This window comes from Paenibacillus sp. GM2 (assembly GCF_900069005.2).
Lineage (GTDB): Bacteria > Bacillota > Bacilli > Paenibacillales > Paenibacillaceae > Fontibacillus.
The window spans coordinates 3,391,676-3,398,867 of record NZ_LN831279.1; the positions used below are offsets into that span (position 1 = coordinate 3,391,676).

A 7,192-nucleotide genomic window follows, 5' to 3' on the forward strand; every position below is an offset into this window, starting at 1 on the left:
ACTCATATCTAGCATGACAAATCTGACTAAACTCTTCAATCCATGCTTACTGCATGATTTTGCAAATATTGTTGGTGAAGTCAACCGGATCTTCAATCGGCAGACCTTCGATCAACAGGGCCTGATTGTAGAGCAAGTTCGTGTAAAGATTCAGTTTATCTTTATTATCCACGGCAAAAGCATCCTTCATCGCCTCGAACACTTGATGATTCACGTTGATTTCCAGCACTTTATCAGCCTTCACTTCTTGGCCGCTTGGCATTGCATTCAGCACTTTCTCCATTTCGATCGATACTTCGCCTTCAGAGGAGAGACAGACCGGATGGGATTTAAGGCGCTTGGACGCTTTGACCTTCTTCACTTTACCGCCAAGGAAGCCGCTCATATACTCGAACAGGTCTTTATTTTCCGACTCGTCCGCTTTAGCCGCTTCATCATTGGCATCTGCTTCGATACCAAGATCGCCGCTGGATACGGATTTGAATTCCTTTTCCTTGTAATTCATGATCACTTTAATCGCAAACTCATCGATATCATCGGTGAGATACAGAATTTCATAGCCTTTATCGGCTACCATTTCCGTCTGTGGCAGCTTCTCAAGCCGTTCAACCGACTCGCCGGCGGCATAATAGATATACTTCTGATCCTCTGGCATTCTCGATATGTATTCATCCAGGGTCACCAGCTTCTTCTCTTGAGAGGACGTGAACAGAAGCAGATCCTGCAGCACTTCCTTATTCATGCCATAATCATTATACACGCCGAATTTCAATTGACGGCCAAAGGACTCATAAAACTTCTCATACTTGTCGCGATCATCCTTAAGCAAGGCTTGCAATTGGCTCTTGATCTTGCTCTGAATGTTTTTGGCGATCATTTTCAGCTGACGGTCATGCTGCAGCATTTCCCGAGAAATGTTCAGCGACAAATCCTCGGAATCAACCATCCCTTTGACGAAGCTGAAATAATCCGGCAGCAGGTCGCTGCATTTGTCCATGATCAGCACGCCGTTGGAGTAGAGCTCAAGCCCCTTCTCATATTCCTTGGTGTAATAATCGAAAGGCGTCTTCTCCGGAATGAACAGGATCGCATTGTAGACGATAGCGCCGTCCGCCTTGATATGGATATGCGAGATCGGTTTGTCGAACCCGTAACGCTTCTCCATGTAGAAATTCTCGTAATCCTCGTCAGTCAGCTCGCTTTTGTTCTTGCGCCAGATCGGCACCATGCTGTTCACTGTCTGTTCTTCGACAAAATCCTCGAATTCATTCTCGCTGCCTTCCTTAGGACGACTCGATTGAATATCCATCTTGATCGGATATCTGATGAAGTCGGAATACTTCTTGATGATCGATCTTAAACGATACTCTTCAAGATACTCGTCGTAATTCTCATCTTCCGTATTCTGCTTAATCTTAAGCGTAATTTCCGTACCTACATTATCCTTCTCACAAGCCTCAATTGTATAACCATCCGCACCCGCGGAATGCCATTGATAGGCTTCGTTGCTGCCCAAAGCGCGGCTAGTTACCGTAACGTCGTCGGCTACCATAAATGCGGAATAGAAGCCTACGCCGAACTGCCCGATAATGTTATGTCCATCCTTCGCCTCATTTTCATTCTTGAAAGCAAAAGATCCGCTATTGGCGATGATCCCCAGGTTATTCTCCAGTTCTTCCTTCGTCATCCCGATACCTGTATCGGAAATAGTCAGGGTGCGGCTCTCTTTATCCACCGCGAGCTTAATATAGTAATCGTCTTTGTTAAAGACCAGATTATCATCGGTCAAAGCTTTGTAATAAATCTTGTCAATCGCATCGCTCGAATTGGAGATCAGTTCCCTCAGGAATATTTCCTTTTGTGTGTAGATGGAATTGATCATCATTTCCAGCAATCTTTTGGATTCTGCTCTGAATTCTTTCTTAGCCATGAATGAATAATCTCCCTTCAATGATATCGTTAGGATCACAATGTTAAATTTCTACATTCCACTCTTAGCACTCATACATCCAGAGTGCTAACACATAACTTTATATTAAATATCCTAATTTTCAATGTCAATATCTCCTTGTGATATTCGTGCTTTTCTATTCGTTCTCTCCAATTTGAAACCTGTTAAGAGCATTTCAACAGCAAGAACTTGTTTAGATAAGCGTGGAAATCACATAGAAATTCTAAAACCAGCCTGATCGCCTCTATTCAGCGGTCAAAATGACCGTTATAGCAAGAAAGAAACAACTTCGCTCTCCTAATGGTCACTTCTGGCCTTTAGAGGAAAAAACGCGGTGACCAAAGCGATTTTTGCCCTATCGCGAAATAAGTGTCCATGGCAAAGCGGGTATATCCAAGCTTCAAACGCTACTGGTCAATCTTGTCCGCTGGGTCGGATAGAATAATTGGGTGCAACCGCCGGTTTGAACACACAAACGGGGCGTCCCCGGGTCGGATGATCGACCTTTGAGACGCCCCCTTGAAGAAGCCATATGCTGCCTGACCAAAGCCTGAGGCGGATAACCGTTACAGTTCTCTCTCCGACAACTTGCCGTCTTCGATGTATACGATGCGATCACACAAGTCGAGCATCCGGTGGTCATGAGTGACCATGACGGCGGCTTTGCCGCGCTGCTTCACCTCAGCCGCCAGCATCTCCACGACAGCTCGGCCCCGCTCAGAGTCCAGACTGGCCGTCGGCTCATCTGCGAGAATGATCTCCGGATCATTCATCCAAGCCCGAGCGATGGACACACGCTGACGTTCTCCACCGGACAAGCTGTCCGGATAATGCTTCAAGCGATGTCCCAGACCAAGCTCGCGCAGCAGCTTCTCTGCCTTGGCGTGTGATTCCCTGCGCGATTTGCCGGCTAATTCGCCAATCAGAATCAATTGATCGATGACGCTGAGATAAGGAATCAGATTGGCCGATTGAAAGACGAAGCCAATCTTGTCGAGCCGGATTTGGTTCAGCTTCTTCTCCGGCAATTGGCTAATCTCTTGATTACCGATCCAGATTTGTCCGCTAGTTGGCGACAATAGCGCCCCGGCAATCGAGAGGAAGGTACTCTTTCCAGCACCCGAAGGGCCTACAAGAGCGACAAATTCGCCCGCCTTCACCTCCAGTGAAATGTGATCCAGCACCTGCACAGAGGTGTCCCCATCACCGTACACCTTGCTGATATTTTGCAGCAGCAGCTTGGTATTCACAGCAGCTGTGCCTCGTGCGCCTGCAAGCTTAGCAGCATTATTTTCATCGTTGTCGATTTGCTTATTCAAGTAATCCGTCGCCTTATTCATGACTGTACTCATTTACATCGCCCTCCCAATCGCTTCAATCGCATCTACCTTAACAACGCGGAACAGGGACAACAGCGAGCCCAGTAAGGACACCGCGATGAACAATACCGCACATCCGGCAACCACCGACGTGTTCAATTGGAACGGCATGCTGTCCGGAAGCACCATTGCGACGCCATAGGTTAACAAAATACTGATAGCGAGACAGACCAGCGATAAGGTCAGTACCTGCAGCACCAGACTGCGAGCGAGATAACTATTTTTGGCGCCAATGGCTTTGAGCACGCCGAACTGGCTCATTTTTTGAATCGTAATAACATAGAAGAAAACAGCCAGTACGAAGGCAGCGATTATGAACAGGAACGCAATCATCATAAGCAGAGAACCCTGCTCCTCCTGGTAACCCGGGATTCCCTTCAGCGCTGTATCTTTATTTACGATTTCAATGCCTTGCACCTTGCTGGTGATCTGATCCGCAATCGTCTGGCTGCCGCTCAGGGCAACAGCATTATATGCCGCATTCCCCACAGTGGCTGGCCTGCCGGCCTCGGTGGCTTCCAGGCCTTTGAAGCTCATCAAAATAACAGGAGTATGGCTGTAGGATTGGCCCTCGGTGAAGCCCACAAGCTCATATTGCTGCCCCGATGCCTGATCCTCGATCATATCTCCGAGCTTAAGCCCTTTATCGGCAAAAGTCTTGTCAGCGACCGCCTCATGGTCCGCTCCGGCAGCCATCAACCGCCCTTCCTTAATCACCGGGGCCAGCGTGCCCTCCGGATCGATCCCGAAGAAGGTAGCGTCCATTTTCTTGGTGTCGTCTACTTTGGCAATTGAAGTCATTTTCACGCTTAGCGGATTTAATTCGACGCCCTGCTGATCGCTGGATGCCTGCTGGATTTGCTTCCAGGTATCTTCCGTGATCATCGAACGGTTCAAGCGGTGATCCGCATCCTGCTGCAGAATTAAATAGTCTGCCTTCATATTTTGAATGGATGACGCATTAGCGTAAGATAACCCTTGCGCCAGCCCGGTTACAAACAGAACGAGAAAAGCAATGAGAACCATAATGAGTGAAATGAGCAGGTAGCGCGTCTTGGCATGCTTCATCTCCCGGATTGCTAGAAACATTGTGTTCATCTCCTATCCTATAAGTAGAGTAGATCTCTTTATGCAGATAACTATAGGACTAGAATATGAACGCAATATGAACAACAATTACTTTATCGGCAAAATAATACGGAATACCGATCCCTTGCCAGGCTCACTCTCAACCTCAATCCGTCCCCCGTGCAGGGTGATAATTCTGTTCGTGATCGCAAGCCCCAGACCGCTGCTGCCTTCCTTGCGGCTTCTCGTCTTGTCCGCGCGATAGAATCTCTGAAAAATATTCGAAATATCCTCCGCGGCAATACCGATCCCCGTATCTTCCACTTCAACGATACATCTGTCATCCTGCTGCTTCAGACGAACGAAGATCGTCCCGCCTTCTTCGGTATATTTGATGCTGTTCGTCAGCAAATTAATCCACACTTGCTGCATAAGCCTGCTATCGGCATAGATCATGATCGAGGGAAGATCCATATCGATGGCTAATTCCTTCTCGCGCCAGCTCCATTCGGTCATGAACAGGACCTGCCGGATCTGCTCGCCGACATCAAAGCTGCTCTTCTCCAGGATCGCCTCCTCCTTATCCAGTGAGGCCAGCATTAGCAGCTGCTTGCTTAACTGCGACAACCGCTTGCTCTCGTCCTCGATGATGGACAAGTAATGACGCCGCTGCTCTTCCGGTAAATCCGCATGCAGCAGCGTATGTGAGAAGCCCTGGATGGAGGCCAGCGGCGACTGCATCTCATGCGATACGTTGGAGACGAACTCCTGCCGCATCTCCTCCAGCTGTTCGAGACTTCGCGTCATATGGGTGAAGCGATTGGCCAGCTCGCCGATCTCATCCTTTCTTTTCAAATCCAGCTTGATATTGTACTTCCCTTGGGCCAGCATTTTGGTCGCTTCCGTTAGTTTGATGATCGGATGAACGACCCAACGCGTATTAAATACGAACAATAGGATGCTCATCGCGATGGTAAGGGCCAGAATGATCGCGAAGAAATTTCGCAATTCCCCGAACTGCACCTCCACATTAGGGCGGATAAATAGCGCGAAGGAATCCTCGGCCGTCTTGAGCGGAACACCAATCGTATTTTTTAGATCATTGTCGAAAAAACCGGTTATGAACAAGCCCGGAGGAAAATTCGCAATCCCGTGATAAACTTGTCCGTCAAGTACGCTCTCGACCACCTGCTGATCCAGTTTTATCCCGCGGAAAGACCCTCCGTAGAAATAACCGCTTCCCTGCTCGTTCACAATGTATAACTGGTAGCCGAGATCGCCAACATGCTCCAGATAGTCGCTCAGATTAACCTCGCGGTTCGTCTCATAAAAAGTTTGAATTTGTTCGGCCATCTTACTGATCTTCTGGTCGTTATACGGCTTCAGCTTGTGTTGATAATAAATGTTCGAAGCGATAAAAGCCGTGATGCTGCTGACCAGAATAACAAGAATCGACGTGAACAAAATACGGATATACAGCGATCTCATGAGGTTGCCGCCTCCAGCTTATAGCCAACGCCCCGCACCGTCGTAATAACGATATCCTGATTGTCCTTGAAGCGGTCGCGCAATCTTTTGATATGGACATCGACGGTACGGTCATCCCCGTTGAAATCGATGCCCCAGATCAGCTCGATCAGCTCCTCGCGCGTAAAGATTCGTCCCGGATAGCTGGCCAACTGAAATAGCAGCTCAAACTCCTTCAAAGGCAGCATGAGCTGCTTGCCGTTGCAATGTACTTCGTATCCTTTACGGTTCATAATTGTATCTCCGAGCTTGATCGACTCCGCACTCACCATCTGATAACGTCTGAGCAGCGCTTTGATCCGAAATAACAGCTCCTGCGGTTCAAAGGGCTTTGTCAAATAATCATCGGTGCCTACCGAGAACCCGCGCTCCTTATCCGCCAGCTGATCTTTGGCTGTTAACAGAATCACTGGAAAATCATAATACCGTCTGATTTCCTCGCATAATTGAAATCCGTCCTTGCCAGGCATCATGACATCTATGATGGCGAGATCAATATGGCGGGAGAAAAGAAGCTCCGATGCCTCATTGCCATCAGCCGCCTCGACCACCCGATATCCCTCATTCTGCAAATGATAGCTCACCAGCTCGCGAATATGCCGATCATCATCAACGATTAATATATCTAACATGATTACTAGCATCCCCCTGTACAAATCATCCCTGAATACAGTCAATATATCGCACTCCATGCGATATCTCAAACACGACCATTGGGGCACCCCTTGTGACATGAAGCCCATTGGGGCACAAGGGGACAACGTCGCATAGCAATGGCAATGGCCCACAGTCACATCTCCCGCCAAAGCCTATCGAGTCCCAGCCTAACGACAGAAGGCAAACCTTTGATCTTGGCATAAAAATAGCGTCTCCCCGGTTGTGTGGTAGTACGGGGTAGGCGCTATTTGACTTGCCTGATACATCTTGATATCGATACTAGTGAAAAAAGCAATCAGGCTGAAACGGTATAAAAAACAGGCCGCCAGTGCAGCGCTGCTGAAGAAGGCCACCTATGATGCATGGGCGCATTCTAATTCCGAGGGAGGCCCCCTACGATGTCAAGTAGGGAGAAGTTACAGCTAATAGTCGGGGGTAGTAGATAGCTATGAACGTTAGGTCCGCACAATATATTAGTTATTGTTTTGAAGGAAATAGCGTTCCATAGTTTCGTTATCGTTAGCAAGAGCCCGCTACGCCTCTGAGCCCTGCGAGGAGACTAAAGCTATGCTTGAGCTGCCAGAGCGCGCAGCACCTCGCGCTTGATCGC

5 protein-coding genes are annotated in these 7,192 nt (G+C 48.3%); all 5 read right to left on the reverse strand.

All coding sequences use genetic code 11. The features are described from left to right. Positions 1–46: 46 nt before the first annotated feature. The 5 genes from htpG to BN1360_RS24965 all read right to left on the reverse strand — a co-directional run bounded on the left by htpG (position 47) and on the right by BN1360_RS24965 (position 6,557). A complete protein-coding gene (htpG, locus tag BN1360_RS24945; protein WP_068782508.1) occupies positions 47–1,930 on the reverse strand; it encodes a molecular chaperone HtpG in 1,884 nt (627 codons plus the stop codon). 587 nt (positions 1,931–2,517) lie between these two features. Further along, complete coding sequence (locus BN1360_RS24950) at positions 2,518–3,201, reverse strand: ABC transporter ATP-binding protein (RefSeq protein WP_068782577.1); 684 nt, start codon at positions 3,199–3,201, stop codon at positions 2,518–2,520. Positions 3,202–3,303: 102 nt separating this feature from the next. Then, the gene (locus tag BN1360_RS24955) at positions 3,304–4,419 is read right to left on the reverse strand and encodes an ABC transporter permease (protein ID WP_068782509.1); all 1,116 of its coding nucleotides are present in this window, start codon (positions 4,417–4,419) and stop codon (positions 3,304–3,306) included. Between the two features lie 87 nt (positions 4,420–4,506). Next, a complete protein-coding gene (locus tag BN1360_RS24960) occupies positions 4,507–5,886 on the reverse strand; it encodes a sensor histidine kinase (RefSeq protein WP_068782510.1) in 1,380 nt (459 codons plus the stop codon). Then, entirely contained in the window at positions 5,883–6,557 is a 675-nt protein-coding gene (locus BN1360_RS24965; protein WP_068782511.1) for a response regulator transcription factor, read from the reverse strand. The genes BN1360_RS24960 and BN1360_RS24965 overlap by 4 nt, the downstream gene beginning before the upstream one ends. Between the last annotated feature and the right edge of the window lie 635 nt (positions 6,558–7,192).

Coding starts and splice junctions, on each gene's coding strand:
- htpG (WP_068782508.1), bottom strand. CDS start 1,930: ATGGCTAAGAAAGAATTCAGAGCAGAATCCAAAAGATTGCTGGAAATG.
- BN1360_RS24955 (WP_068782509.1), bottom strand. CDS start 4,419: ATGTTTCTAGCAATCCGGGAGATGAAGCATGCCAAGACGCGCTACCTG.
- BN1360_RS24960 (WP_068782510.1), bottom strand. CDS start 5,886: ATGAGATCGCTGTATATCCGTATTTTGTTCACGTCGATTCTTGTTATT.
- BN1360_RS24965 (WP_068782511.1), bottom strand. CDS start 6,557: ATGTTAGATATATTAATCGTTGATGATGATCGGCATATTCGCGAGCTG.